The sequence below is a fragment of the Microbacterium sp. Marseille-Q6965 genome, assembly GCF_946151065.1.
Lineage (GTDB): Bacteria > Actinomycetota > Actinomycetes > Actinomycetales > Microbacteriaceae > Microbacterium.
The window spans coordinates 1310904-1336059 of sequence record NZ_CAMGZA010000001.1 but is presented as its reverse complement, the minus strand read 5'-3'; the positions used below and the strand labels follow the sequence as shown (position 1 = coordinate 1336059).

The following is a 25156-nucleotide window of genomic DNA, read 5'->3' as shown; positions in this document are numbered from 1 at the left end:
GTCAGAACCCCCAGGGCCCGGCGGGCAGCGTGAGCCCGATCAGGCGGTCGAAGATGAGCACGACGAAGCCGGCGATCAGCACGCCCGTGACGAGCAGATGCCAACCGCGGGGGGCGCCGATGAGCAGGGCGGCCGCGGCGTACAGCGCGACGGCCGCGACGAAGAAGCCCACGAAGGGCAGCAGGACGGCGAACCCGATCAGCGCAGCGATCAGCCCGAGCGCCCGGAGGGCCGCGCCGCGAGGCAGCAGTGCCTCGTGCGCCAGGCCGGAGCGGCGTGAGCGCACGAGCACGGTGGCGAAGCGCGCGTTGGTCGCGAGGAGCGCGACCCCCAGCAGCACGAGCACCGAGCCGATCACCAACGGGAAGGCCGCCGGCCCCAGCGGGTCGGTGGTCGGCGGCAGCCGGAGCGCGTCGACGATCACGACGACGCCCGCCACGGCCATGACCACGCCGACGATGAACGACGCCGCCCCCGACACCACCGCGGGATAGGCGCCGGCCTCGACGGGTGGCGGGGTCTGCTCGATCGCCGCGAGGTTCGTCGTCGTCAGTCCCGGCCGGTCCTGCGGCCGCGTCGTCTCCTCATCGCTCATCTCAGTCCACCAGTCCGATCTGTCGCAGCACGTTCTCGGTCGTCTCGATGTCGTTGGCGAGGAACTCCTGCAGTTCCGGCCCCGTCAGGTAGGCGTCCTCCCAGCCGCGGTCGGCGAGGATCTCCTGCCATGCCTCCGACTCGTGCATCTCGTCGAGCATGGTCAGCAGCGCCTCCCGCTCGTCGTCGGTGAGCCCCCTCGGCGCGGCGATGCCGCGCCAGTTCTGAAGCTCCACGTCGAGTCCCGCGTCGTACAGGGTCGGCACGCCGGGCATCGAGTCGAGGGGCTCGGGGCTGGAGACCGCGAGCGCACGCATCGAACCGTCCTCGATGTAGGGGGCGAGCTCGGAGATGCCCGAGATCCCGGCGGTGGAGCGGCCGGAGAGCATTGTCGTCAGCGCCTCGCCGCCGCCCGAGTGCGCGACGTACGAGGCCTCGCGCGGATCCGCACCGACCGCGCCGGCCAGAAGACCGGTCAGGATCTGCTCGACGCCTCCGGCCGACCCTCCCGCGATCGAGACCGAGCCGACGTCCTCGCGCATCATGTCGGCCAGCTGCTCCATCGACTGGATCTCGGAGTCCGCCGGCACCGCGATGACGAGGTACTCGGTCGTCAGGCGCGCGAGCATGTCCACGTCGTCGAGCGTGGCGTCCGAGCCGTTCGTGAGGATCGCGCCGACCATGATCGCGCCCGTGACCATGAGCTCGCTCGCGCGGCCCTCGTGGCGGACGAACTGCGGCAGCCCGATCGTGCCGCCCGCGCCGCCGACGTTGTACACCTCCGTGCGCCCGACGATGTCGCCGAGGGCGGTCTGCACGGCGCGCGAGGTCTGGTCCCACCCGCCGCCCGGCTCCGCCGGTGCCATGATGCGCAGCTGCTCACCCCCGAGCGCGTTCTCGAGCGCGCTCGCCGCGGTGGAGCGCTGCTGCAGCCCGGTCACCGCCAGCACGGCCACCATCGCGACCGCGGCGACGGCCCCCAGCAGGAGCCCCAGGCGGCTGCGTCGTGGGCGGAGGGATCCGTCGGATGGCATCTGCTCGTCCTCTCGACATCATCGTCAGCGTCCGTGAGCGGGACCCTGCACACTATGCCAAGGGCGGTGGGGCGGTGCCAATCGCCACGCGCGGCGTGGCGTCAACCGGGCGCGCGGCCCGGCGTCAGGACCTGAGGACGACGTTGAGCGGCTCCTCGCCGCGAGCGAGGCGCTCGGCCTGCGTGGCGACGAGACGGGCGATCCGCGGGTTCATCGCCGCGGTGCGCCCGCCCACGTGCGGCGCGATGATGACGCCCGGCAGTGACCACAGCGGGTGGTCGGCGGGAAGCGGCTCGGGGTCGAACACGTCGCTCGCCATCCGAAGGCGGCCGCGGCGCAGGTGATCCACCAGCGCATCGGTGTCGACGGTGGGGCCGCGGCCGATGTTGACGACGAGCGCGCCGTCGGGCAGCGCCGAGAGCACGTCGTCGCCGATGAGGCGGTGCGTCTGATCGCCCCCGGGCAGGGCGTTCACGAGGATGTCGGCCGTCGCGGCGAGCTCGCGCAGCTCGTCGATGCCGTGGACGTGCACGCCGTCCTCGTCGCGGGCGCGCGACGCCACCGGCACCACCTCGGCCTCGAAGGCCGCGATGCGGGCGGCGATCGCCTTGCCGACGCCGCCGTAGCCCAGCAGCAGCACGCGGCGGTCGGCGAGCCCGGCCGTTGTCGTCGGCTCCCACACGCCGCGGTCCTGAGCGCGCACGTAGTCGGCCAGCCCGCGCTGCGCCATGAGGATGAGCGCGAGCGTCAGCTCCGAGGTGGCGGTCTCGTGCACGCCGGAGGCGTTGGCGTAGACGAGGCCCGGCGGCAGCACATCGGCGACGCCGTCGTAGCCGATGGCCTGACCCTGCACGAGACGCGGTCGCAGCTCGCGGAGCGCGCGCAGCGTGGCGCCCTGCCGCATGTACGGGGGCACGACGATGTCGACCGGACGGTCGGGGGTCGAGGCGTCGTCCTTCCAGACGATGACCTCGATGTCGAGGGACGGGTCCAGCAGCGCCCGCACGTCGTCGGCGAGGCGTTCGGTCGGCACGGAGACGGTGAGAGCGGTCACCCGCTCCACGCTACCGGCCCCGCACCGCGGGTCACGCCGCGGCGGCCACCGTGGCGGCGACGGCGCTGGTGAAGAACCCGAGGCCGTCCGTGCCCGAGCGCATCGCGGCGGGGGTGGCCGGTCCGAAACCGGGCTCCACGGCGTGCTCGGGGTGCGGCATGAGACCCACCACGTTCCCCGCCTCGTTCGTGACACCGGCGATGTCGTTCAACGAGCCGTTGGGGTTCACGCCCAGGTAGCGGAAGACGACGCGGCCATCGCCCTCGATCCGCTTCAGCGTCTCGTCGTCGGCGATGTAGCCGCCGTCGGCGTTCTTCAAGGGGATGATGATCTCCTGACCCGCCTCGAACGCGCTCGTCCACGCCGTGTCCGCGTTCTCCACCCGCAGGCGCTGGTCGCGCCGGATGAACTGCTGGTGCGCGTTGCGGATCAGCCCTCCCGGCAGCAGGTGCGCCTCGACGAGCATCTGGAAGCCGTTGCAGATGCCGAGCACCGGCATGCCCTTCGCGGCGGCCTCCGAGACCTCGGCCATGATCGGCGCGTGCGCCGCGATGGCACCGGCGCGCAGGTAGTCGCCGTACGAGAAACCGCCGGGCAGGATCACGGCGTCCACGCCCTCCAGGTCGTGCGATCCGTGCCACAGCGAGACGGGCTCGCCGCCCGCCATGCGAACGGCGCGGCGCGCGTCGCCGTCGTCGAGCGAGCCGGGAAAGGTGATGACTCCGATGCGTGCGCTCATTCGGCGACCTCCACGCGGACGACGTCCTCGATGACCGAGTTCGAGAGGATCTCGTCGGCGACCTGACGCGCCTCGGCGAGAATCTCCTCGGTGACCTCGCCCTCCACGGTCAGCTCGATGCGCTTGCCGATGCGGACGTTCTGGAAGGCGCCGTGCCCGAGGCGGGCGAGCGATCCGGTCACCGCCTTGCCCTGCGGGTCCAGCAGCTCGGCCTTGGGCATGACGTCGACGACGATGGTGGGCATGTTCGAGCCTTAGGGTCGCGGGCGGGGTACGACACGATTCTACGGGTGTCTGGCTCCACGTCCTCTCTTGACAGCGTGGGAGCGCTCCCATAATGTCTGCGTCAGACGCGGTGGGAGCGCTCCCACGGCGATGTCCCTGATAGAACACCCCCGCACCCACAAAGGAGTGGAACAGTGACCACACGTGCCCTGCGCCGGACTCTCGCCGGCGTCGCACTCGCTTCGGCCGGCGGCCTCGTGCTCGCCGGCTGCACCGGCGGATCGGCTGACGGCGGCGACGCCGGCGGCGAGATCGAGCTCAGCATCGCCACCTTCAACGACTTCGGCTACAGCGACGAGCTGCTGCAGGAGTACGAGGACGAGCACCCGGGCGTGACGATCGTCCACAACCGCGCCGCCACGTCGAACGACGCCCGCGCGAACTTCTTCCAGAAGCTGGGCAACACGGGCCTGGCCGACATCGAGGCGATCGAGATCGACTGGACCGCCGAGATGATGCAGTACGCCGACCTGCTCGCGCCGGTCCCCGACGACCTCAAGGGCCGCTGGATCGACTGGAAGGAAGCCGCGGTGACCGACGCCGACGGCAACATGGTGGGGTACGGCACCGACATCGGTCCGCAGGCCGTCTGCTACCGCGGTGACCTGTTCGAGGCGGCCGGCCTGCCCACCGATCGCGAGGAGGTCGCCGGCCTGTTCACCACCTGGGACGACCTGTTCGAGGTCGGCGCCCAGTACACCGAGGCCACGGGCAAGCCGTTCCTCGACTCCGCCAACTCCGTGCTGCAGGGCCTGGCCAACCAGCTCGAGGTGACGTACGAGGAGGCGGACGGCACCGTCGTGGCGACCGAGAACCCCGACGTGCGCGCCATGTACGACACCGTCGTCGAGAAGGCGATCCCCATCACCGCCTACCCGGGCCAGTGGAGCGAGGACTGGTACGCCTCGATGGCCAACGGTGAGTTCGCCGCCATGCTGTGCCCGCCGTGGATGCACGGCATCATCTCCGGCGAGGCCCCCGACGTCACGGGCTGGGACATCGCCGACGTCTTCCCCGGCGGCGGCGGCAACTGGGGCGGCTCGTACCTGGTCGTCCCGGCCAACGGCGACAACGTCGAGGCGGCGCAGGAGCTCGCCGACTGGCTGACCTCGCCCGAGATCCAGGCGCGCGCCTTCGCGAACGTCGGCGCATTCCCCAGCCAGCCCGAGGCGTATGAGATGCCGGAGGTCACCGACGCGACGAACGAGTACTTCAACGACGCGCCGGTCGGCCAGATCAACGCCAACCGTTCGGAGGCCGTCACGGTCTCGCCGATCAAGGGACCGAAGTACTTCCAGTTCCACGAGGCCCTCAACCAGGCCGTCACCCGCGTCTTCGACGGGCTCGAGTCGCCCGAAGAGGCGTGGGAGTCGTGGGTCACCGAGGTGTCGGCCTTCTGAGCATGACCGCCACGATCGCGGAACGCGACGCGGCGCCCGGGGTCCCCACCCCCGGGCGCCCCGTCCGCGTCCTCTCCTTCTCGCAGCGGCTGAGCCGATGGGACGTGCGGCTGTCGCCGTACCTCTACATCTCGCCGTTCTTCATCGTCTTCGCCGTCGTCGGGCTGTTCCCGATCCTCTACACCGCCGTCATCTCGTTCATGGACTGGGATCAGATCCGCCGCTCCGGCGAGTGGGTCGGGTTCGCGCAGTACGCGTGGATCCTGCAGCAGCCGAAGTTCTGGGTGGCGCTGGGCAACACGTTCAGCATCTTCCTGCTCTCGAGCGTGCCGCAGCTGATCCTCGCCACGTTCATCGCGGCGATGCTCGACCGGCACATCCGCGCGCGCACGTTCTGGCGCATGAGCGTGCTGCTGCCCTACGTCGTGGCGCCCGTCGCCGTCGGTCTCATCTTCAACGCCCTCTTCGCCGACAACTCCGGGCAGGTCAACGCCTGGCTGGGGATGGTGGGGATCGGACCCATCCCGTGGCACGTCGACCCCTTCTGGAGCCATGTCGCGATCGCGACGATGGTGAACTATCGCTGGACGGGCTACAACGCCCTCATCCTGCTGGCGGCGATGCAGGCGATCCCGCGCGACTATTACGAGGCCGCCACCGTGGACGGCGCCGGGCCGTTCCGACAGTTCTGGAGCGTCACGCTGCCCTCACTGCGGCCCACGCTCATCTTCGTGATCATCACCTCGACCATCGGCGGGCTGCAGATCTTCGACGAGCCGCGGATGTTCGACCAGTTCGGCCGCGGCGGCGCCGCCTCGCAGTGGCTGACGATCACGCTCTACCTCTACGACATCGGTTGGGGCGAGTGGAACTTCGGCCGCGCCGCCGCGATGGCGTGGCTGCTCTTCCTCATCATCCTGGCGGTCGGGCTGGTCAACCTGCTCGTCACGAGAGCGCTCGTGCGCGACGAGGGCGGCAGAGGCCCGGTGCTCACGCGCGCCGAGCGGCGCGCGCAACGACGCGCCCAGCGGAAGGAGGCAACGCGATGACCGCACAGCAGATCGCCGGCGGCGAGGCGACGGCCGCCGTCATCACGCCCCTCGGCCGGCGCGGCCGCACGGTGCGGATCCGCGGCGCGCGTCCCGGATTCTGGGTGTACGCCGGCCTGGCCGTCGTGCTCGTCGCCAGCGTCTTCCCGCTGTACTTCTCGTTCCTCATCGGATCGGGCGACGCCTCGACCCTGCGCGACCCGAGCCGCTCGTGGCTGCCCGGGGGTAACTTCTTCGCCAACGCCGCGTCGGTCATGAACGACCCTGCGGTGAACTTCTGGCTCGCGCTGTGGAACAGCGTGTGGAGCTCGACCGTCATCGCCGTGAGCGTGGTGATCTTCTCGACGCTGGCCGGGTGGGCCTTCGCGAAGCTGCGCTTCCGCGGCGGGCCGGCGCTGCTCGCGTTCGTCGTGGCGACGATGGCGGTGCCCCAGCAGCTGGGCGTGGTGCCGCTGTACGTGCTGTTCAGCGAGATCGGCTGGACCGGCCAGATCGGCGCCATCATCGTGCCGGCCCTCACGAGCGCGTTCGGCGTGTTCTGGATGACGCAGTACCTGCGGCAGGCCGTGCCCGATGAGCTCATCGAGGCCGCGCGCGTGGACGGCGCCTCCATGATCCGTACCTTCTGGACAGTCGGCGTCACGGCCGCGCGACCGGCGGCGGCGATGCTGTTCCTGTTCACGTTCGTGACGGCGTGGAACAACTTCTTCTGGCCGTTCATCGTCCTGGACCGCCAGAACCCCACCCTGCCGGTGGCGCTGTCGCTGCTGCAGTCGAACTACTTCGTGGACTATTCGATCGTGCTCGCCGGCGTGGTGCTCGCCACGCTGCCGCTCCTGCTGCTGTTCCTGGTGGCCGGGCGGCAGCTGGTCAGCGGCATCATGGCGGGCGCCGTGAAGGGATGATGATGCGCTCTTTCCCCGAGGACTTCCTCTTCGGAGCCGCTACGGCGGCGTACCAGGTGGAGGGGGCGGCGTTCGAGGACGGCCGCACCGCCTCGATCTGGGACGCCTTCAGCCGCGTGCCGGGGGCGGTGATCAATGCCGACAACGGCGACGTGGCGTGCGATCACTACCACCGATACCGCGACGACGTGGCGCTCATGAAGGAGCTCGGCCTGCAGAGCTACCGCTTCTCGATCTCGTGGGCGCGCGTGCGCCCCGACGGCGGCGCGGTCAACCCGCGCGGCGTGGACTTCTACAGCCGCCTCGTGGACGAGCTGCTCGAGGCGGGCATCCGGCCGTGGCCCACCCTGTACCACTGGGACCTGCCCCAGGCGCTCGAGGACCGCGGCGGCTGGACGGCCCGCGACACCGTCGACCGCTTCGTCGAGTACGCCGCGACGATGCACGAGGCGCTCGGCGACCGCGTGGACACGTGGACGACGCTCAACGAGCCCTGGTGCTCGTCGTTCCTGTCCTACACGGCCGGCGCGCACGCCCCCGGGCGGCAGAGCGTGCGCGACGGTCTCCTCGCCTCGCACCACCTGCTCCTGGCCCACGGGCGCGCCGGGGAAGAGCTGCGGGCCCGCGATCCGCAGCTGAAGCTCGGCATCACGCTGAACCTCACGGTCGCCGACCCTGTGGACCCGCAGGACCCGGCGGATCTCGACGCCGCTCGTCGCATCGACGGGCAGTTCAACCGCTGGTTCCTGGACACGCTGCGCCTGGGGGAGTACCCGCAGGACATCGTCGAGGACATCCGGGCGGTCGATGCCGACGCGGTCGCCGCGTTCGAGGCGGCGGTCCGACCGGGCGACCTCGGCACCATCTCGCGGCCGCTCGACTTCCTGGGCGTGAACTACTACCACGGCGAGTACGTGTCGGGCCGCCCGGCCGCGGTTCCCGCCCCGCCGGGCGAGGCGCCGACCGATCGGGCGATCCGTCTGCCCTACCCGTCGCACGAGGGCATCCACTGGCACGACCGCGACCTGCCGCGCACGAACATGGGATGGGAGGTGCAGCCGGAGGGCCTCACGCGCCTGCTCGAGCGCGTGGCGGGCGACCTGCCGGGGCTGCCGCTGTACGTCACCGAGAACGGTGCCTCGTACGACGACGTCGTCGTGGACGGCGCGGTGGACGACCCCGAGCGCACGGAGTTCGTCCGCGCGCACGTGTCGGCGGTGCTCGACGCCATCGAGCGCGGCGTGGACGTGCGGGGGTACTTCTACTGGTCGCTGTTCGACAACTACGAGTGGGCGTGGGGCTACGCCAAGCGTTTCGGCATCGTGCGCGTCGACTACGAGACGCAGGAGCGCACCGTCAAGCGCAGCGGGCGGGAGTACGCGCGGATCGCCGCGGAGCGCGCCGTCGATATTCCCGCGAAGGCATACTGAGAGCGTGATGCAGCGGCCGGATGGCGACGCCGTGACGATCGAGCAGGTCGCGGCGCGCGCCGGCGTGTCCCGCTCCACGGTCTCGAGGGTCGTCAACGGGGGCTCCCGCGTGAGCCCCGACGCCCTCGAGGCCGTGCGCCGTGCCATCTCCGAGCTCAACTACGTGCCCAACCGGGCCGCCCGCTCGCTCGCGTCGCGCCAGACCCACGCCATCGCGCTCGTCGTGCCGGAGGACACGACGCGCTTCTTCGGCGATCCCTTCTTCGCGGCCGTCGTGACGGGCATCAGCGAGCGGATGTCGCAGTCCGATCACGTGCTGAACCTCTTCATCGCCTCGGACGACCCGGGCGACAAGACGACGAGCTACCTGCGTGGCGGCAACGTCGACGGGGCGATCGTCGTGTCGCACCACACGAGCGACACGTACATCGAGCGCATCGCGGAAGCCGTGCCGGTGGTCTTCGGCGGCCGGCCGATCCGGGACCGCGACGCCTATCACTGGGTGGATGTGGACAACGTCGCGGGCGCGCGCATCGCGGTGGAGCACCTGATCCGCTCCGGTCGCCGCCGGATCGGCACGGTGACCGGCCCGCTCGACATGCCGGCGGCGATCGACCGCCTGGAGGGCTACCGGGCGGCGCTCGCCGCCGCGGGGCTCGAGCCGGGCCCCGTCGTCGACGGCGCCTTCACCCTCGACGGCGGGGCGGCGGCCGCCCGCGGCCTGCTCGAGCGAGGGGAGCGGTTCGATGCGCTCTTCGTGGCGAGCGACCTCATGGCACGCGGAGTCGTGTCGGCGCTGCGCGATGCCGGCCGTGTGCTTCCCGACGACGTGGCGATCGTCGGCTTCGACGATTCTCCGCTCGCGACGAGCATCGTGCCCGCACTCACCACGGTGCGCCAGCCCTCCCGCCTGCAGGGGTGGACGATGGTCGACGTGCTGCTCGCGCGCCTGGCAGGTCAGACCCCGCCGCGCGTGACGATCCTCCCGACGGAGCTCGTCCAGCGCGACAGCGCCTGATCGCGGGCGCCCGCGAGCGGGTGGCGGAGGGGCGGCGTCCGCCACGCCGGCGCCGCGACCGCAGGCCCGGGATCCGCCTCGCCGAGACCGTCGGGTCGGGGACCGATCGGCCCCCGACCCGGCGTCACCGCCGTCAGTCCTGCTGGGGGTCGCCGCCCAGCTGACCCACCGCGGGGATCGGGCCGCCGTCGTCCGCGCCGTTCTTCGTCGCGCGGGCGATGAGGTTGCCGAGATGGTAGATCGCGAACGCGGCGATCGTGCCCAGCGCGATGCCCTCGAGGCGGAAGTCGCCCCACTGCATCGTGTACTGCGCGATCGCGACGACGAGCGCCACGCCCGCCGTGTACTGGTTCACCGGGCGCGAGAAGTCCGAGCCGTTGTCGACCCAGATCTTCACACCGATGATGCCGATGAGGCCGTACAGTGCGGTGGTCGCGCCGCCGAGCACCCCCGGGGGGATCGAGTTGAACACGGCGCCGATCTTCGGCGAGAACGCGAGCAGGATCGCCGTGAGTCCCGCGATCCAGTACACCGCCGTCGAGTACACGCGCGTGGCGGCCATGACGCCGATGTTCTCGCCGTAGGTCGTGGTGCCGGAGCCGCCGAACACGCCCGCCAGGGCCGTGGCCGCGCCGTCTCCGATGAGCGCGCGGCCGGTCTCGCGGTTGGCCCGCGGAGAGGTCATGGTCGCGACGCCGCGCACGTGCCCCACGTTCTCGGCGACGAGCACGAGGACGACGGGCAGGAACATCGGCAGCAGCGCCCATGTGCCGGGCGAGGCGAAGTCGGGGAAGGCGAACTGCGGCGGTCCGAACCAGGCGGCCTCGCCGATCACGTCGGCGGGCGTCACGCCCGCGTCGTTGGGCGTCGTGAAGTGGCCGGTGGCGACCTCGTAGAGGTAGCCGACGAGCACCCCGAGGAAGATCGAGATGCGGCCCAGGAAGCCCTTGAACAGCACCGCGAAGAGGATGATCGCCGCGAGGGTGACGATGGCGCCGTCCGGGCCGCCCTGCACACTGCCCCACGCGGCGGGTGCCAGGTTGAAGCCGATGAGCGCGACGATCGTGCCCGCCAGGACCGGCGGCATGGCCTTATCGATCCAGCCGACCCCGACGACGTTGACCACGAAGCCGATGAGGGCCAGCAGCACACCCACCGAGACGATGCCGGCGAGGGCGGAGCCCATGCCGTTCGTCGCGATGGCGGCCTGCAGGGGCGCGATGAACGCGAACGACGAGCCGAGGTAGCTGGGCAGGCGGTTGCGCGTGACGATGAGGAACAGCAGCGTGCCGAGACCGCTGAACAGCAGGGTCGTCGAGACGGGGAAGCCGGTCAGGGTCGGCACGAGGAACGTGGCGCCGAACATCGCGACGACGTGCTGGAGGCCCATCGCGATCGTGGCGCCCCAGCTCAGGCGCTCCTCGGGGGCGACGACGGCGCCGGGTTTCACCGTGCGTCCGTCGCCGTGCAGCTTCCAGATGGCCATACGGGTCCTTCGGGTCGAGGGGGCGGCGGGTTCCGCCTCGACACACCGTAGTGGCACAGCGCCGTCCCGGCGGAACGGCCGGCCGCCTCGCGGTCGGCGGGGCGGGTCGCTAGCGTTTTCCTTCGAGGAATCACCGGACGGAGTCGCATGAGCGAATCGAGCAGGACGAAGCCGCGCACGGGGAGCACCCGGACCGAGCCCGTGAGGCGCGTGCTGAAGGAGTTCACCCACCCCGCGCTGATCCCGGGGATCGGGGTCGAGGACACCCCTCGCCAGTTCTCGACCAACTGGGTGGTGCTGGGCGTCGCTGGTGTGGCGGTCTCGGCCGTGGTGGTGTGGGGCATCATCGCGCCGGAGAACATCCTCGGCGTGGGTCAGGCCGCGCTCGCCTGGGTCACCGACGGGTTCGGCTGGCTGTTCTCGCTGCTGGCGATCCTCACGCTCGTGTTCATGTTCGTGCTCGGCTACGGCCGCACGGGCGGCGTGCGCCTGGGCGCCGACGACGAGGAGCCCGAGTTCTCGACCGTCGCGTGGGTGGCGATGCTGTTCTCGGCCGGCATGGGCATCGGCCTGCTGTTCTGGGGGCCGTCGGAGCCGCTCGACTACTTCCACAACGTGCCGCCTGGCCTGGGCGGCGTCAACGAGGACGGCTCGACGTGGGGTGTGCAGCCGGGCACGCGTGAGGCGATGATGGCCTCGCTCGCGCAGGCGACGCTGCACTGGGGACCGATGGCGTGGGGCTTCTACGCGCTGGTGGGTGGGGCGATCGCCTACGCCGCCTACCGGCGCGGCCGGCCGCCGCTCATCTCCGCCATCCTGTACCCGATCTTCCGCGAGAAGACCGAGGGATGGATCGGATCGGTCATCGACATCTTCGCGATCCTCGTCACGCTCTTCGGCACGGCGGTGACGCTCGGGATCGGCGCGCTGCAGGTGGCCGAGGGCGTCGAGGTGGTCTCGGGCATCGGCGACGTGGGCAACGCGGGTCTGATCATCATCGTGACGATCCTCACCGCCGGGTTCGTCGTCTCGGCCGTCTCCGGCCTGAAGAAGGGCATCCGCCTGCTGTCGAACATCAACATGGCGCTCGCCGGGGTGGTGGCGTTCATCGTCTTCGTCGCGGGACCCGTCGTGTTCCTGCTGAACATCATCCCCGCCAGCGTGCCGGCGTTCTTCGCGGAGCTGTTCACGATGCTCTCGCGCAACGCCGCGCAGGGCGAGGAGGCAGCGGCGTTCATGGACACGTGGACGAACTACTACTGGGCGTGGTGGATCTCGTGGACGCCGTTCGTCGGCATGTTCATCGCGAAGATCTCGCGGGGGCGCACGCTGCGCGAGTTCGTCACGGTGGTGATCCTCGTGCCGTCGGCCGTGTGCGTCGCCTGGTTCGGCATCCTCGGCGGCTCGTCGATGTACTACGACGAGCAGACGGGCGGCGACCTGCTCACCGCGTACGAGGACGGTGGCTCGCAGGCGGTGCTGTACGCGCTGTTCTCGGCGCTGCAGTCGGATTTCGTGATCGGGGGTGTGCAGATCCCGATCGCTCCGGTGCTGAACGTGCTCGCGATGATCTCGATCGTGCTGTTCTTCGTCACCTCGGCCGACTCCGCGTCGATCGTGATGGGCTCCATGACGCAGCGCGGCAAGCCGGAGCCCAGCACGTGGGTGACGGTGGTGTGGGGCCTGCTGCTGGCCGTCAGCGCGCTGGTGCTGCTGCTGGCGGGCGGCACGAATGCGCTCGACGGGCTGCAGGCGATCATGGTCGTCACGGCGCTGCCCTTCGCCGTGATCGTGCTGGCGGTCATCGTCGCCTGGGCGAGCGAGGTGCGCAACGACCCGTACATGCTGCGGCGGCGGTTCGCGCGCGCGGCCATCGCGCAGGGCGTGCGGCGCGGGCTCGAGGAGCACGGTGACGACTTCGTGTTCGGGGCCACCGAGGTGCCCGCGGAGGAGGGTGCGGGGGCGAACATCGATACGGACGACCCGGCGCTGACCGAGTGGTGGGACACCGCCACCGAGCAGGTGGACGTGATCCCGGAGCACGAGGAGCGGCGGCACGCGGTGACGGCGACGGACGTGGCGCGCACGCTCGAGCCCGGGCGGGTGCAGAAGCCCGGGCCGGGCGACCCGCGCCACACCGCATCGGGTGACGCGTCGCTCACGGTGGGCGAGGACCGCCCGCGCCGCCGACGCCACCACGACGGGACGGGGCACGCCGGCCCGGATGCCGACGGCGAGGAGAGCGTCGATCCGGACCGGCGGACCGACTGATGCGCCGTCGCGAGGGGGCGGGGCCGTGACGGCGATCGATCTCAACGCCGACCTCGGCGAGGGGTTCGGGCGGTGGTCGCTGGGCGACGACGCGGCGATGCTCGACGTCGTCACGAGCGCGAACATCGCCTGCGGGTTCCACGCCGGCGACCCGGGGGGCATCCTCGCCACCGTCGAGGGCGCCCACCGGCGCGGGGTCTCGATCGGGGCCCACCCGGCGTACCGCGACCTGGCGGGTTTCGGCCGGCGATACGTCGACGCGACGCCGCGGGAGCTGTACGCCGACGTGCTGTATCAGCTCGGCGCCCTGGCGGGCCTCGCTCGCGCGGTCGGGGCGGAGGTGCGTTACGTCAAGCCGCACGGCGCGCTCTACAACACCATCGCGGCGGGGCACCCCCATGCGGGAGCCGTGATCGACGCGATCGGCGCGTTTGACCCGTCCCTGCCGGTCGTGGCGCTCGCGGGCTCGCCGTTCGCGGAGCGGGCGCGCACGGCGGGCCTGCGTGTGGTTCCGGAGGCCTTCGCCGATCGGGCCTATACACGCGACGGGTCGCTTCTTCCGCGCCGTGAGCCGGGGGCGGTGATCCACGACGCCGCGCGCGTCGCGGACCGGATGGTGCGGCTGGTCGAGGCGGGCGAGATCGAGGCGATCGATGGCACGATCGTGCCGGTAACGGCCGAGTCGATCTGCGTCCATGGCGACTCGCCCGGCGCCGTGGCCATGGCGGGCGCCGTGCGCGAGGCGCTGCAGTCCGCCGGCGTCGCGATGCGCCCCTTCGTCTGACGGCCGGCGCGATGCGGTTTCTGCGGGCGGGCGTCGACGGGGTGCTCGTCGAGGTCGAGGACCTCGACCGCGCCATCGCGCTGCTGCGCGCGCTGGAGGCCGATCCCGTGCCGGGCGTGCACGAGCTGATCCCGGCCGCGCGCACGGTGTACGCGCGATTCTCGCCGTTCGCGACGACCCCGCCCGAGGTGACGGCGGCCATCCGGTCGAGGCAGGCGGCCGCCGTCATGGTCGCGGAGGGGCGGCTCGTGTCCCTTCCCGTCGTGTACGACGGCGAGGATCTCGCCCAGGTGGCGAGCCTGACGGGGCTGGGGGTCGACGAGGTCGTCGCCCGGCACGTGTCGGCCACCTACACCGTGGCATTCGCGGGCTTCGCGCCGGGGTTCGCGTACCTGGCGGGCCTGGACCCGCGCCTGCACGTGCCGCGGCGCGATGTGCCGCGCACCGCGATCCCGGCCGGCTCGGTGGCGGTGGCGGGGGAGTTCACGGGCGTCTACCCGCGATCCAGTCCCGGCGGCTGGCAGCTGCTCGGCCGGGCGCTCGAGAGCATGTGGGATCTGCGGCGCGATCCTCCTGCGCTGCTGCAGCCCGGCATGCGCGTGCGGTTCGAGGCCCGCCGGGAGACCCTGGCGGCACCGGGCCTCGGGGTCACGCACGACCGCGTGTCCTCGCCGTCAGCACCGGACGCCGGCGCCGCGGGAGGTGCGGTCGTCCCCGCCGCGACGGTGGGGGCGTCGGGCTCGCGCACGGGGGCCGGCGTGGAGATCGTCGAGGCCGGGCCGCAGTCGCTGGTGCAGGACCTCGGCCGGCCGGGCCACGCCGCACTGGGCGTGTCGGCGTCGGGGGCGATGGACCGCGCGGCGCTGCGCCGCGCCAACCGTCTCGTGGGGAACCCGGTCGGGGCCGCCGGCGTGGAGGTGGCGGTGGGAGGGCTCGTGCTGCGGGCGCGGGGCGAGCTCGTCGCGGCGGTGACCGGGGCCCTCGTCCCGCTCGCCATCCGCTCCCGGTCCGGCGTGCCGCGCGTCGCTCCGTGCGAGGCGGCCTTCGCCCTTGCCGACGGGGATGAGCTGGAGCTCGGGGTGGCCACGGCGGGTGTGTACGCGTACGTCGCGGTGCGCGGCGGGCTCGGCGTCGCTGGGGTGCTCGGATCGGCGTCGCGCGACGTGCTCGCCGCGCTCGGGCCCGACCCGCTGCGCCCCGGAGAGGTGCTGCCCGTCGGTCGTGCGAGCGCGTCGGCCGTGCTGGCGGACGCCGTGCCTCCGGCGCCGCCACCGGCCTCCGGGGAGGAGATCGTCGTGGCGCTCGCGGCGGGTCCCCGCGACGACTGGTTCACCGAGGCCGCCCGCGCGGCGCTGTTCGCGCAGCCGTGGGAGGTGACGCCGCAGAGCAACCGGGTGGGCCTGCGGCTCGCGGGCTCGCCGCTGGAGCGGGCGATCCCCGGCGAGCTGCCGAGCGAGGCCACTCCGGCGGGGGCGCTGCAGGTGCCGGCGAGCGGTCAGCCGGTGCTGTTCACCGCGGATCACCCTCTCACGGGCGGGTACCCGGTCGCCGGGGTGGTCCCGGAACGGGATCTCGACCGTGCGGCGCAGGTGCCGCCGGGGGGTCGCATCCGCTTTCGCCGCGTTCCCTGACGGCGTTGCCTGCCCCGGCGGGTCAGGCCGTCATGCGCTCCAGGAGCTCGCGGTACCGGGCGACGGTGCGGTCGATGATCTCCGCGGGCAGCTCGGGCGGCGTGCCCTGGCGGTCCCAGTTCGCGCTGAGCCAGTCGCGCACGATCTGCTTGTCGAAGCTGGCCATCCGCTCCTTCGGCGTCGTTCCGCTCCGCCAGGCAGCGAGATCCCAGTAGCGCGACGAGTCACTCGTGAGCACCTCGTCGGCCAGCCGCAGCACGCCGTCGTCGCCCACACCGAACTCGAACTTCGTGTCCGCGAGGATGAGCCCACGCGATTCGGCGGAGGCGGCGGCGCGGGCGTAGATCGACAGCGAGGCGGCGCGCAGCTGCGCTGCGCGCTCGGGGCCGACGAGCTCCACACTGCGCTCGAACGAGATGTTCTCGTCGTGCTCGCCGAGCGGGGCCTTGTACGCGGGCGTGTAGATCGGCTCGGGAAGGCGGTCGCCGTCCTGCAGCCCCGGTGGCAGCGCAATGCCGCACACCGTGCCGCTGTCGCGGTACTCCAGCCACCCCGATCCGGTGAGGTAGCCGCGCACCACGCACTCGATCGGCAGCATCTCCAGGGAGCGGACGATCATGGCGCGGCCGGCGACCTCGTCGGGGACCGCCTGGCCGGTCAGGTGGTTCGCGATCGGGTCGCCGCCGTCGGCCCCCGCCAGCTGCTCGAACCACCACAGGCTCAGCTCGGTCAGCAGCGCGCCCTTGCCGGGGATGCCGGGGGACAGCACGTGGTCGAAGGCGCTGACCCGGTCGGAGGCGACCACGAGCATGCGGTCGTCGGCTCCGTCCGCGGGTCGGTACAGATCGCGCACCTTCCCGGAGTACACGTGCGTCCAGCCGGGGATCTCGCGCGCCTCGCTCATCGGACCATTATCGCGGTCGCGGAAGGGCCCGTGATGCTCGGCGGACCGCCACGCGGACAGGGGGCGGTCAGACGTGGTCGCGCCAGGAATGGCGCGGCTCATAGCCGAGCACGCGACGCGCCTTCTCGATCGACAGGAGCGTCTCGTTCTCGCCGAACTCCCGCTTGCGGGGCACGTCCGGGAAGACCTCGTCGAGAAGCTCGGTGTTGGGGCGCGTCATGACGGTGTCGGCCGCCGCGATGATGAAGCGGTCGAACCCCGGGCGCGCGGCGTCGAGGGCCTTCTCGATCGCCTGGGCGCCGTCGCGGGCGTCGATGTAGCCCCAGAGATTCCACTTGCGTAGCCGGGCGTCCGCGTCGAAGGAGGGGAACTCCGCATAGTCCTCGGGCGTCATGACGTTCGAGAACCGCAGTGCTGTGATCGACAGGTCGGGGTGCCATCGCGCCAGCTCGATCGCGAGCTGCTCCTCGAGGTGCTTCACGAGCGAGTACACCGATTCCGGGCGGGCGGGATAGTCCTCGTCGACCGGCACGTACGGCGGCGGCGCGTCGAAGGGCAGGCCGAGCACCGTCTCGCTCGAGGCGTAGACGATTCGTCGGATGCCGAGGCGGGTGGCGGCCCAGAAGGCGTTGAACGTGCTCGCGATGTTGTTGTGGAACGTGGCCACGTCGGGACGAATGCCGGGAGCGGGGATGGCGGCGAGGTGCACGAGGGCGTCGACGCCGTCGTGCTGGTCGCCGACCGCCTGCAGGGCATCGACGACCTGGCCGTAGTCGGTGAGGTCCGTCTGCACGAAGCCCTTGCCTCGCCGGCCGGAAAGGTCGAGGCCGATGACATCGTGCCCGTGCGCGCGCAGCTGCCGCGCGACGACGGTCCCGAGCTTGCCTGACGACCCCGTGAGAGCGATGCGCATGGAGCAACCATGCCACGGCGGGCCGCCCGCGGACAGAGACCGCGCGGCTCCCGGCGTCAGTGGAAGGTCGCGCTGCCGGTGTAGTCGGTGGGCGTTGCGGGGCCGTCGCCCAGACCGAGCGCCTCGACGAGCCCGGAGCGGGCGCCGGCGCCGTCGAGGCGACGCTCGACGAGGTGCGCGTTGAAGCGGTTCGGGTACACGTAGACGGCGAGCAGCACGAGCGAGATCGCCCCGCCGATCGCATACGTGATCATCGTGGCGCCGGGCAGCGAGAACAGCAGCGCAACTGAGACGAGCGCCGGCAGCGTCGCGAACGCCATTCGCACGAACATCGTCGACTGGTACGCGGCGACGCCCGCGTCGTCCCGCACGCGCACGTTCGAGGCCGGGAGCGGCGGCACGCGGAACCCGACCGTGATGATCCCCGCCCAGGCGGCGACGCCGACCACGGCGGGCGCGATGAGTCCCGGCAGGTCGGGCATGCCCCACGGGTCGGACGACGGCGCGACGAACACCAGGGCGATCGTCATCACCGGGATCGCCCCGAGATAGGCCAGCGCGATCGTGCGCATGGTCCGCAGTCGCGCGGTGCCCATCGCCCCTGTCGTGCGGTCGGTCACGTTCGTCCCCCTCGAGTTCGCGGCTGGCCTCCATCATGGCACCCGCCTGCGTGGTGGGAGGATGAGGACGATGACTCGGCCGGGCGCAGACGACGACCGCTGGCGCGGGGTCGCGGGCGGGGCGATGCTCATCGGCGTGGCCGTGATGGCCGCCATCTACGCGCCGCAGCCGCTGCTGGCCGAGATCGCGGCGGAGTTCGGCAGGAGCGCCCTGGAGGCCAACCTCGTCGTCTCGATGACCACCCTGGGCATCGCCTGCGGGGTGTTCCCGGCCGCGTGGATCGCCGAGCGCGCGGGGCGCGGGCCCGTCCTCATGGTGTCGCTCGCGTGCGGGGCGGTGCTGACCGTCGTGACCGCGGCCACGCCGCAGTGGACCGTGCTTGTCGTCGCCCGGTTCCTGGCCGGCCTCCTCATGAGCGGCGTGCTCGTCTCGGCCGTCGTCTGGACAGGGGCAGCCGTGCCGAGGGTCCGCCGCGCGCGTGTCGCGGCCGCGTACGTCTCGGGCACGACCGTGGGCGGCATGAGCGGGCGCATCCTCGCCGGGGTCGCAGCCGAGGCGTGGGGCTGGCGCGCGGGCATCCTCGTCGTCGACGCGCTCGTCGTCCTGGGCGGCGCGGCCGGGGTCGCGGCAGTGGTGGCGCTCGCGCGCCGTCGCCGAGCCGCGGTGCCGGCGGTGACGGGCGGGATCCCGGTGGTGGGGGGCTGGACGCTCCGCGCCCGGCTCTACGCGATCGCGTTCCTCGCCATGGCCTCGTTCATCGGCGTCTACAACGCGGTCGCCTTCCGCATGGCCGAGCCGCCCTTCTCCCTCGGTGTGGGCCTCACGTCCCTGCTCTTCCTCGGCTACATCGCCGGCACCGTCAGCTCGGCCCGCGCGGGCGCGGTGCTCGACCGCATAGGGGTGCGCGCGACCATCCTCGCGGGCGTCGTGCTGGAGCTGGCCGGGATCCTCGTGACCCTCGTCGACAGCCTCCTCGCCGTCGTGCCCGGTCTGCTCCTGATGGCGGCCGGCTTCTTCGTCCTGCACGCGGCGGCATCGGCGACGGTGCCGGCGGTATCGCCGCGACCGACCGTCGGCTCGGCCTGGTACACGCTCTGGTACTACGCCGGATCGTCCGCGGGCTCGCTGCTGCTGGGCGCCGCCTGGGACGCGGGGCGATGGCCGGCGGTGGCGGGGCTGGCGGGCGCCATGTCGGTGCTGGCCGCCGGTGCCGCGGCCACCCTGCCCGACCGCCCCGCGATGCGCTGACGCAGCGCGGATCCCGGCGCAGGGCGGCGCGCCGCGACGGCGTGGGGCCCGGAATCAGGCGGCGCCGGCGGCGATGTCGCGCCGGTGGTGCGACCCCTCGAGCCCAATGCGGTCGATGGCGTCGTACGCCCGAGCCCGCGCGGTGGCGACGTCGGGCGCGAGCGCCACGACGTTGAGCACGCGGCCGCCCGTGGCCACCAGGGCGTCGCCCTCGGCGCGGGTGGCGGCGTGGGCGAGATGCACGCCCTCCACCGCGGCGGCCTCGTCGAGGCCCGTCAGCGGGCGACCCGTGACGGGGGCGTCCGGGTAGCCCTCGCTGGCCAGCACCACCGTGACGGCGGTGTCGTCCGAGAACGCCGGCGCGGGGGTCTCCTCCAGCGTGCCGCGCGCGGCGGCGAGCAGCAGCTCCGACAGCGGGGTGCGCAGCCGCGGAAGCACCACCTGGGTCTCGGGATCGCCGAAGCGGGCGTTGAACTCGATCACCTTCACGCCCCGCTCGGTGAGGATGAGCCCGGCGTAGAGCAGGCCGACGAACGGCGTGCCCTCCGCGTCGAGCTGGCGGATGACGGGCAGCGCGATGCGCTCGGTCACCTCCGCGACGAACGCCGCCTCGCTGCCGAAGCGGTCCGCGAGCCAGGGCAGGGGCGAGTACGCGCCCATGCCGCCCGTGTTCGGTCCCTGGTCGCCGTCGAGCGCGCGCTTGAAGTCCTGGGCCGGGCTCAGGGCGCGCACGGTGTCGCCGTCGCTGAGGAAGAACAGCGAGACCTCGGGCCCCGACAGGAACTCCTCCACCAGCACGGGCCCCGTCGGCAGGTAGGCCGCCGCGTGCGCGAGGGCCGCCGCGCGGTCCTCCGTGACGATGACGCCCTTGCCGGCGGCCAGGCCGTCGGCCTTGACGACGTAGGGCGCGCCGAACTCGTCGAGCGCGGCGGCGACATCGTCCGCTGTCGCGGCGTGGACCGCCCGTCCCGTGGGAACCCCCGCGGCCTGCATGATCCGCTTCGCGAACGCCTTCGAGCCCTCCAACTGGGCCGCGGCCCGCCCGGGGCCGAACACCGGGATGCCGCGCTCGCGCAGGGCGTCGCCGACCCCGGCGACGAGCGGCGCCTCGGGCCCGATGACGACGAGGTCGACGGCGTCCTCGTTCGCGAAACCCGTGACCGCGGCGGGATCGAGCATGTCGAGATCGACGATGCGGGCGTCGCGCGCGATGCCGGCGTTGCCGGGGGCGGCGAGGATCTCGTGCTCGGTGGGCTCCGAGCGCAGGGCCAGGATGATCGCGTGCTCGCGGGCGCCGGAGCCGAGGACGAGGATCTTCACGCGCACCAGCCTACGGGCCGCGCCGTGCTCGCGCCCGCGCGCGGATGTTGAATGGGGTCATGGCGAAGCGGATCGACACGGGAGAGGGGCGCGAGGCGCTGGCCGCCGTGCACGCGGCGCGGGATGCGGGCGCGAAGCCGGCGCGGGCGCACCTGGCGACGGCGGTGCGTTACCTGCTGCAGCTGCTGATGGAGAAGGCGCCGGGCGGGTCGGTGGAGGTGCGGGTGCCGCCGTTCGGTGCCGCCCAGGTGATCCAAGGGCCCCGGCACACCCGCGGCACCCCGCCCAACGTCGTCGAGATGGACGCGGCGACATGGATCGACCTGGCCACCGGCGACACCCCCTGGGAGGCGGCGCTGGCCGACGGACGCATCTCCGCGTCGGGGGTGCGCGCCGACATCGCCGCGCTCCTGCCGCTGCGGCCATGAACCGCCCACCGACGTCACCGCCAGCACTCAGGGACGGAGTGTTTGAATAGCCGCATGGCCCCGCAAACCCCCGTGCGATCCGGCGAAATCGTCGGCGTCCGCCGCGCGCCGAAGTACGGCGTCTTCGCCGCACTCGGCGCGATGCTGGGCATCGTGGCCGCGATGATCCTGTCGACGGTGTTCGACGGCACGAGCGAGCCGAGCCGGTACACGGAGATCGAGTACACCGCCTCGCAGGCGTTCGGGTTCATCCTGCTCTGGTGCCTGCCGGCAGGCATTCTCGTGGGCATGCTGGTCGCGCTGCTGCTCGACCGCACGGTCGGCCGCCGCGTGCGCGAGACGCGCGCGGTGCATGAGGTCGTCGACGAGGTTTAAGCCTCAGAGCAGGTCGGCCACGATCGGCCGGATCGCCGAGCCGAAGGCGGCGACATCGCCGCGCAGGCCGTCGCTCACGGCGATCGTGAGCTCGCCGAGCCGCCAGATGCCGCGCTGCGCGAACGGCAGGATCTGCACGTTCAGCACGAACGGGTGCGCCGCGCGGCCGATCCGGCGCTCCTCGGTGCGAACGGCGTGCGGCCAGGTGAGGTCGTTCACGCGCCCCCTCTGCTCCAGCCGCTGTCGCTCGTGCGCGGCATCGGCGTAGGCGAGGGCCGGCGCCGCGAGCGGTTCGATCGCCCGCCGCAGGGCCGCCGCCTCGGCGGGCAGGGCCACGTGGGTCTCGAAGCCGGGCACGAGCTCGAGCGGCGCCCCGGCCGGGTGGGCGAGTGGTTCGACCGTCATCTCCCAGTAGCGCAGCCACTGGGCGGCCAGCTCGTCGGAGGCGGGCCCGCCGGCGGGCACACCGCGCAGCGGCGGCAGTTGTTCGGGAGTGCGCACGCCGAGGGCGCCGCGCAGGTACAGCGCGATGAGCACGCCGAGGTCGGTGCTCTCGGTCACCTGCCACGTGGGCGCCTCTCCCCGCTGCATGCGGTCAGTCTAGGGAGGGCCGTGCAGCGAGCGGGCCGTCGGCGTCCAGCCCGCTCGCATCCAGCATCCCGGCGCGGAAGCTAGTCTTGACGCGTGGCCCCCGATCCCACTTCCGCGCGCCCGTCCGCGCACACCTCCACCTACAGCGAAGCCGGTGTCGACACGGCAGCCGGCGACCTCGCCGTCGAGCTGATGAAGTCGTCCGTGCGCGCCACGCAGGGGCCCGAGGTGCTCGGCGGTGTCGGCGGCTTCGCGGGGCTCTTCGACGCGAGCGCGCTGCGCGGCTACCGGCGTCCGCTGCTGGCCACGAGCACCGATGGCGTGGGCACCAAGGTCGCGATCGCGCAGGCGATCGACAAGCACGACACGATCGGGCAGGACCTCGTGGGCATGGTCGTCGACGACATCGTCGTGGTGGGCGCGCGTCCGCTCTTCATGACCGACTACATCGCGTGCGGCAAGGTGTTCCCCGAGCGCATCGCCGACATCGTGCGCGGGATCGCCGAGGCCTGTCGTGCCACGGGCACCGCGCTCGTCGGCGGCGAGACCGCGGAGCACCCGGGCCTGCTCGGCGTGGACGACTACGACGTGGCGGGCGCCGCGACCGGCGTGGTCGAGGCCGACGCCGTGCTCGGCGCGGAGCGCGTGCGCCCCGGTGACGCCGTGCTCGCGCTCGGATCGAGCGGCCTGCATTCCAACGGCTACTCCCTCGTCCGCCACATCCTCACGAAGGCCGGCATCGGCTACGCCGATCACGCCGCCGAGTTCGGCACGACGTGGGGCGAGGCGCTGCTGGAGCCCACGCGGCTGTACACCTCGCCGCTGCTGCGCCTCCTGGCGCAGGTCGGCGAGGGTGTGCACAGCCTCAGCCATGTCACCGGCGGCGGCATCGCGGCCAATCTCGCGCGCGTGCTGCCTCGCGGCACGTGGGCCGAGGTCGATCGGTCCACGTGGAGCCCGAGCCCCGTCTTCCGCGTGCTGAGCGACATCGCCGGCACCTCGCTCGAGTCGAGCGAGGGCACGTGGAACCTCGGCATCGGCTTCCTCGCCGTCGTCGATCCGGCCGTCGTCGACACCGCCGTGGCGGCGCTGGCCGAGGACGGCATCCCGGCCTGGCAGGTCGGATCCGTCGGAGCCGGCGACCCGCCGGGCGACGGCTTCGAGCAGGGCGCCAAGGGCGTCGACGGCGGCGCGGTGCGCCTGGTCGGCGCGTATGCCGGCGGCGCTGGCTGATACCGAGAGAACGGACGAAGTAACCACCCCATGTGCGGCATCGTCGGAATGGTCGGGAGCTCCCCGGTCAACCAGGACATCTACGACGCGCTTCTTCTTCTGCAGCACCGAGGCCAGGACGCCACGGGCATCGCCACGGCCGAGCCGAACGGTGTCATGCACCTGCAGAAGAAGCCGGGCCAGGTGCGCGAGGCCTTCCGCACCCGCGACATGCGCTCGCTGCTCGGCAACGTCGGCCTCGGCCACGTGCGCTACGCCACGAAGGGAACGGCGTCGGCGGAGGAGGAGGCGCAGCCCTTCTACGTGAACTCGCCGTACGGGCTCATCCTGATCCACAACGGCAACCTCACGAACACGCGCGAGCTCACCGCCGACATGGCCCAGCGCGACCGTCGGCACCTCAACTCGTCGAGCGACACCGAGCTGCTGCTCAACGTGCTCGCCAACGAGCTGCAGGCCACGACCAGCCCCGTCGACCTCGACCCCGAGCGCATCTTCGAGGCCGTCTCGCGCACGCACCGCCGCATCGAGGGCGCCTATGCGGTGATCTCGATCATCGCCGGCTACGGCCTGCTCGCCTTCCGCGACCCCTTCGGCATCCGCCCGCTCATCCTGGGCCGTCGCACCGGCGAGGACGGGCGCGACGAGTGGGTCGTCACGAGCGAGTCGCTGGTGCTCGAGAACGCGGACTACGAGGTGGTGCGCGACGTCGAGCCGGGTGAGGCCGTGTTCATCTCCAACGACGGCGAGCTGTTCGCCAAGCAGTGCGCCGACGACCCGACGCTGTTGCCGTGCTCGTTCGAGTACGTCTACCTCGCGCGCCCCGACTCGATCATGAACGGCGTCTCGGTGTACGAGTCGCGACTGCGCATGGGCGAGAAGCTGGCGGCCACCATCGCCAAGCACGTGCCCGACGGGCTGATCGACGTGGTCATGCCGATCCCGGACTCCTCCCGGCCCGCCGCGATGGAGGTCGCGCGCGTGCTCGGAATCGAGTACCGCGAGGGCTTCTACAAGAACCGCTACGTGGGCCGGACGTTCATCATGCCCGGCCAGGCGGTGCGCAAGAAGAGCGTGCGGCAGAAGCTCAACGCCATGTCGAGCGAGTTCAAGGGCAAGAACGTGCTGCTCATCGACGACTCGATCGTGCGCGGCACGACGAGCAAGCAGATCGTGCAGATGGCCTACGCGGCGGGGGCGAAGACCGTGACGTTCGCGTCGGCGGCCCCGCCCGTCCGGCACCCGCACGTGTACGGCATCAACATGCCGTCGCGTCACGAGTTGGTGGCCCACGGTCGCACGATCCCGCAGATCGCCGAGGAGCTCGGCTGCGACTACCTCGTGTACCAGGAGGTCGAGGATCTGCGAGACGCGATCATCGAGAGCGCGACGGGCGAGGCGACGTTCGCCGACCTCGACATGAGCTGCTTCGACGGCCGTTACGTGACCGGAACGGTCACGGAGGAGTATCTCGAGTGGGTCGAGGGCTCGCAGAGCTCCTGAGCGCCTTCGCCCTCAAAGGCGAGGGGATGGACGCACAAGAAGATCGCCGCGGGCCCTGGACCCGCGGCGATCTTGCTGTGTGGTGACGGCCTCAGGCGTGTCGTGCCTGATACTCGTCCTCGTCTTCGTCCGCGTACTGGTCGGCCCACTTGTCGACGTACAGGTCGTCGTCGTTGTGGCTGCCGAGTTCGCGCTCCAGCGCGTTGTAGTCCACGGCAGGGCTATACGACTTGAGTTCACGGGCGAGCTTGGTGTGCTTCGCCTTCTGACGGCCACGCCCCATGCGCGAGACCCCCTCGTATTGAGCTGCGGGTGCTGCCCCGATGTGATCGAGTTCACC

The 25156-nt window shown here is 72.0% G+C and carries 25 protein-coding genes; 13 read left to right on the top strand and 12 right to left on the bottom strand.

Translation table 11 applies throughout. The features are described 5' to 3' along the window. Position 1 precedes the first annotated feature (1 nt). From N8N77_RS06345 to purS, 5 genes are all read right to left on the bottom strand, one after another. Positions 2-595 carry a tripartite tricarboxylate transporter TctB family protein gene (locus N8N77_RS06345; protein WP_261165505.1) on the bottom strand — a complete coding sequence of 198 codons (594 nt, stop codon included), beginning with the start codon at positions 593-595 and terminating at the stop codon, positions 2-4. Between the two features lies 1 nt (position 596). Continuing rightward, positions 597-1628, bottom strand: coding sequence for a tripartite tricarboxylate transporter substrate binding protein (locus tag N8N77_RS06340; protein ID WP_261165504.1), 1032 nt, complete (start codon positions 1626-1628; stop codon positions 597-599). Between the two features lie 124 nt (positions 1629-1752). Next, positions 1753-2682, bottom strand: a complete 930-nt coding sequence (locus tag N8N77_RS06335) for a 2-hydroxyacid dehydrogenase (RefSeq protein ID WP_261165502.1) — start codon at positions 2680-2682, stop codon at positions 1753-1755. A gap of 31 nt (positions 2683-2713) precedes the next feature. Then, on the bottom strand, positions 2714-3421 hold the full coding sequence (gene purQ / locus N8N77_RS06330) for a phosphoribosylformylglycinamidine synthase subunit PurQ (RefSeq protein WP_261165500.1): 708 nt from the start codon (positions 3419-3421) through the stop codon (positions 2714-2716). After that, positions 3418-3666, bottom strand: coding sequence for a phosphoribosylformylglycinamidine synthase subunit PurS (purS, locus tag N8N77_RS06325; RefSeq protein ID WP_261165499.1), 249 nt, complete (start codon positions 3664-3666; stop codon positions 3418-3420). Before purS ends, purQ begins: the two co-directional genes overlap by 4 nt. 174 nt (positions 3667-3840) lie before the next feature. On the opposite strand from purS, the gene N8N77_RS06320 reads away from it, so the two are divergent. Genes N8N77_RS06320 through N8N77_RS06300 form a run of 5 tightly spaced genes read left to right on the top strand, consistent with a single transcriptional unit; the run spans position 3841 to position 9508 of the window. Further along, positions 3841-5106 (top strand): ABC transporter substrate-binding protein, encoded by a 1266-nt coding sequence (locus tag N8N77_RS06320; RefSeq protein ID WP_261165497.1) that lies wholly within the window; start codon positions 3841-3843, stop codon positions 5104-5106. Positions 5107-5108: 2 nt separating this feature from the next. Then, positions 5109-6155 carry a carbohydrate ABC transporter permease gene (locus N8N77_RS06315; protein WP_261165495.1) on the top strand — a complete coding sequence of 349 codons (1047 nt, stop codon included), beginning with the start codon at positions 5109-5111 and terminating at the stop codon, positions 6153-6155. Next, the gene (locus N8N77_RS06310) at positions 6152-7060 is read left to right on the top strand and encodes a carbohydrate ABC transporter permease (RefSeq protein ID WP_261165494.1); all 909 of its coding nucleotides are present in this window, start codon (positions 6152-6154) and stop codon (positions 7058-7060) included. Before N8N77_RS06315 ends, N8N77_RS06310 begins: the two co-directional genes overlap by 4 nt. Beyond that, positions 7060-8490, top strand: coding sequence for a GH1 family beta-glucosidase (locus N8N77_RS06305; RefSeq protein ID WP_261165641.1), 1431 nt, complete (start codon positions 7060-7062; stop codon positions 8488-8490). Before N8N77_RS06310 ends, N8N77_RS06305 begins: the two co-directional genes overlap by 1 nt. 7 nt (positions 8491-8497) lie before the next feature. Then, the gene (locus N8N77_RS06300; RefSeq protein WP_261165639.1) at positions 8498-9508 is read left to right on the top strand and encodes a LacI family DNA-binding transcriptional regulator; all 1011 of its coding nucleotides are present in this window, start codon (positions 8498-8500) and stop codon (positions 9506-9508) included. Positions 9509-9641: 133 nt separating this feature from the next. Here N8N77_RS06300 and N8N77_RS06295 read toward each other — a convergent pair whose 3' ends face one another. Next, complete coding sequence (locus N8N77_RS06295) at positions 9642-10994, bottom strand: uracil-xanthine permease family protein (protein WP_261165493.1); 1353 nt, start codon at positions 10992-10994, stop codon at positions 9642-9644. A gap of 147 nt (positions 10995-11141) precedes the next feature. Here N8N77_RS06295 and N8N77_RS06290 point away from each other — a divergent pair, with 147 nt between their 5' ends. The 3 genes from N8N77_RS06290 to N8N77_RS06280 are packed head-to-tail and all read left to right on the top strand — an operon-like array spanning position 11142 to position 15680. Beyond that, positions 11142-13265, top strand: coding sequence for a BCCT family transporter (locus N8N77_RS06290; protein ID WP_261165490.1), 2124 nt, complete (start codon positions 11142-11144; stop codon positions 13263-13265). A 25-nt stretch (positions 13266-13290) separates the two neighbouring features. Then, a complete protein-coding gene (locus N8N77_RS06285; protein WP_261165488.1) occupies positions 13291-14049 on the top strand; it encodes a LamB/YcsF family protein in 759 nt (252 codons plus the stop codon). 11 nt (positions 14050-14060) lie between these two features. Then, positions 14061-15680 (top strand): 5-oxoprolinase/urea amidolyase family protein, encoded by a 1620-nt coding sequence (locus N8N77_RS06280; protein WP_261165487.1) that lies wholly within the window; start codon positions 14061-14063, stop codon positions 15678-15680. Positions 15681-15702: 22 nt separating this feature from the next. Here the strand turns inward: N8N77_RS06280 and N8N77_RS06275 are convergent, their stop codons facing one another. The 3 genes from N8N77_RS06275 to N8N77_RS06265 all read right to left on the bottom strand — a co-directional run bounded on the left by N8N77_RS06275 (position 15703) and on the right by N8N77_RS06265 (position 18117). Next, positions 15703-16584, bottom strand: coding sequence for a phosphoribosylaminoimidazolesuccinocarboxamide synthase (locus N8N77_RS06275; protein ID WP_261165486.1), 882 nt, complete (start codon positions 16582-16584; stop codon positions 15703-15705). Between the two features lie 67 nt (positions 16585-16651). Further along, positions 16652-17497 (bottom strand): NAD(P)-dependent oxidoreductase, encoded by an 846-nt coding sequence (locus tag N8N77_RS06270; protein WP_261165484.1) that lies wholly within the window; start codon positions 17495-17497, stop codon positions 16652-16654. A 56-nt stretch (positions 17498-17553) separates the two neighbouring features. Further along, the gene (locus tag N8N77_RS06265) at positions 17554-18117 is read right to left on the bottom strand and encodes a hypothetical protein (protein WP_261165483.1); all 564 of its coding nucleotides are present in this window, start codon (positions 18115-18117) and stop codon (positions 17554-17556) included. A gap of 70 nt (positions 18118-18187) precedes the next feature. Between N8N77_RS06265 and N8N77_RS06260 the strand changes: the two genes are divergently transcribed. After that, positions 18188-19366, top strand: coding sequence for an MFS transporter (locus N8N77_RS06260; protein ID WP_261165481.1), 1179 nt, complete (start codon positions 18188-18190; stop codon positions 19364-19366). Positions 19367-19420: 54 nt separating this feature from the next. Here the strand turns inward: N8N77_RS06260 and purD are convergent, their stop codons facing one another. Then, positions 19421-20686: a phosphoribosylamine--glycine ligase gene (gene purD / locus N8N77_RS06255; RefSeq protein WP_261165480.1), complete on the bottom strand. Its 1266-nt coding sequence runs from the start codon at positions 20684-20686 to the stop codon at positions 19421-19423. A gap of 59 nt (positions 20687-20745) precedes the next feature. Here purD and N8N77_RS06250 point away from each other — a divergent pair, with 59 nt between their 5' ends. Then, positions 20746-21114 carry a sterol carrier family protein gene (locus tag N8N77_RS06250; protein ID WP_261165479.1) on the top strand — a complete coding sequence of 123 codons (369 nt, stop codon included), beginning with the start codon at positions 20746-20748 and terminating at the stop codon, positions 21112-21114. Between the two features lie 54 nt (positions 21115-21168). After that, a complete protein-coding gene (locus N8N77_RS06245; protein ID WP_261165478.1) occupies positions 21169-21489 on the top strand; it encodes a potassium transporter Trk in 321 nt (106 codons plus the stop codon). A 3-nt stretch (positions 21490-21492) separates the two neighbouring features. Here the strand turns inward: N8N77_RS06245 and N8N77_RS06240 are convergent, their stop codons facing one another. Then, positions 21493-22080, bottom strand: coding sequence for a zinc-binding alcohol dehydrogenase (locus N8N77_RS06240; RefSeq protein ID WP_261165476.1), 588 nt, complete (start codon positions 22078-22080; stop codon positions 21493-21495). A 93-nt stretch (positions 22081-22173) separates the two neighbouring features. On the opposite strand from N8N77_RS06240, the gene purM reads away from it, so the two are divergent. Both purM and purF read left to right on the top strand, forming a co-directional pair. Further along, the gene (gene purM / locus N8N77_RS06235) at positions 22174-23313 is read left to right on the top strand and encodes a phosphoribosylformylglycinamidine cyclo-ligase (RefSeq protein ID WP_261165475.1); all 1140 of its coding nucleotides are present in this window, start codon (positions 22174-22176) and stop codon (positions 23311-23313) included. Between the two features lie 30 nt (positions 23314-23343). Beyond that, entirely contained in the window at positions 23344-24816 is a 1473-nt protein-coding gene (gene purF / locus N8N77_RS06230; protein ID WP_261165473.1) for an amidophosphoribosyltransferase, read from the top strand. Between the two features lie 91 nt (positions 24817-24907). Here the strand turns inward: purF and N8N77_RS06225 are convergent, their stop codons facing one another. Continuing rightward, positions 24908-25099 (bottom strand): DUF3073 domain-containing protein, encoded by a 192-nt coding sequence (locus N8N77_RS06225; RefSeq protein WP_261165472.1) that lies wholly within the window; start codon positions 25097-25099, stop codon positions 24908-24910. Positions 25100-25156 lie beyond the last annotated feature (57 nt).

What these genes read in the sequence shown, in the direction of transcription:
- N8N77_RS06280 (WP_261165487.1), top strand. Translation starts at nt 14,061, where the DNA reads ATGCGGTTTCTGCGGGCGGGCGTCGACGGGGTGCTCGTCGAGGTCGAG.
- N8N77_RS06275 (WP_261165486.1), bottom strand. Translation starts at nt 16,584, where the DNA reads ATGAGCGAGGCGCGCGAGATCCCCGGCTGGACGCACGTGTACTCCGGG.
- N8N77_RS06315 (WP_261165495.1), top strand. Translation starts at nt 5,109, where the DNA reads ATGACCGCCACGATCGCGGAACGCGACGCGGCGCCCGGGGTCCCCACC.
- purQ (WP_261165500.1), bottom strand. Translation starts at nt 3,421, where the DNA reads ATGAGCGCACGCATCGGAGTCATCACCTTTCCCGGCTCGCTCGACGAC.
- N8N77_RS06250 (WP_261165479.1), top strand. Translation starts at nt 20,746, where the DNA reads ATGGCGAAGCGGATCGACACGGGAGAGGGGCGCGAGGCGCTGGCCGCC.
- N8N77_RS06270 (WP_261165484.1), bottom strand. Translation starts at nt 17,497, where the DNA reads ATGCGCATCGCTCTCACGGGGTCGTCAGGCAAGCTCGGGACCGTCGTC.
- N8N77_RS06260 (WP_261165481.1), top strand. Translation starts at nt 18,188, where the DNA reads ATGACTCGGCCGGGCGCAGACGACGACCGCTGGCGCGGGGTCGCGGGC.
- N8N77_RS06310 (WP_261165494.1), top strand. Translation starts at nt 6,152, where the DNA reads ATGACCGCACAGCAGATCGCCGGCGGCGAGGCGACGGCCGCCGTCATC.
- N8N77_RS06295 (WP_261165493.1), bottom strand. Translation starts at nt 10,994, where the DNA reads ATGGCCATCTGGAAGCTGCACGGCGACGGACGCACGGTGAAACCCGGC.
- purF (WP_261165473.1), top strand. Translation starts at nt 23,344, where the DNA reads ATGTGCGGCATCGTCGGAATGGTCGGGAGCTCCCCGGTCAACCAGGAC.
- N8N77_RS06290 (WP_261165490.1), top strand. Translation starts at nt 11,142, where the DNA reads ATGAGCGAATCGAGCAGGACGAAGCCGCGCACGGGGAGCACCCGGACC.
- N8N77_RS06225 (WP_261165472.1), bottom strand. Translation starts at nt 25,099, where the DNA reads ATGGGGCGTGGCCGTCAGAAGGCGAAGCACACCAAGCTCGCCCGTGAA.
- N8N77_RS06340 (WP_261165504.1), bottom strand. Translation starts at nt 1,628, where the DNA reads ATGCCATCCGACGGATCCCTCCGCCCACGACGCAGCCGCCTGGGGCTC.
- N8N77_RS06245 (WP_261165478.1), top strand. Translation starts at nt 21,169, where the DNA reads ATGGCCCCGCAAACCCCCGTGCGATCCGGCGAAATCGTCGGCGTCCGC.
- N8N77_RS06240 (WP_261165476.1), bottom strand. Translation starts at nt 22,080, where the DNA reads ATGCAGCGGGGAGAGGCGCCCACGTGGCAGGTGACCGAGAGCACCGAC.
- N8N77_RS06345 (WP_261165505.1), bottom strand. Translation starts at nt 595, where the DNA reads ATGAGCGATGAGGAGACGACGCGGCCGCAGGACCGGCCGGGACTGACG.
- purS (WP_261165499.1), bottom strand. Translation starts at nt 3,666, where the DNA reads ATGCCCACCATCGTCGTCGACGTCATGCCCAAGGCCGAGCTGCTGGAC.
- N8N77_RS06305 (WP_261165641.1), top strand. Translation starts at nt 7,060, where the DNA reads ATGATGCGCTCTTTCCCCGAGGACTTCCTCTTCGGAGCCGCTACGGCG.
- N8N77_RS06300 (WP_261165639.1), top strand. Translation starts at nt 8,498, where the DNA reads ATGCAGCGGCCGGATGGCGACGCCGTGACGATCGAGCAGGTCGCGGCG.